General features: G+C 35.0%; 1 protein-coding gene. It reads left to right on the top strand.

Annotated elements, in window-relative coordinates; all coding sequences use genetic code 11:
- A partial coding sequence (locus ACK2WN_RS12475) for a DDE-type integrase/transposase/recombinase (protein WP_416155711.1) occupies positions 1-223 on the top strand: 223 nt, incomplete at both ends.

Raw genomic sequence — 223 nt, 5'->3', positions numbered from 1 at the left:
AACTATCAAAAGATTTATATTTAGGCGATTCAGATGAATGGCACGCTGACGAAACTATCGTAAAAATTGCTGGTGAAAAATTCTATCTTTGGGTTTGTATAGATTCTGAAATAAGGTTTGTTCTATCTTGGAATCTAAACAAATCACGAGGTTCTGATTGTGCTTTTTCACTATTTAAAAAGGCTAGTGCCTTCGGCTCTCCTAAATCAATTGTCACAGATGG

This window comes from Peptacetobacter sp. AB800 (assembly GCF_047807365.1).
Taxonomy (GTDB): Bacteria; Bacillota; Clostridia; order Peptostreptococcales; family Peptostreptococcaceae; genus Peptacetobacter.
The sequence above is the reverse complement of the archived record's forward strand: the minus strand, read 5'-3'. Positions and strand labels throughout refer to the sequence as shown.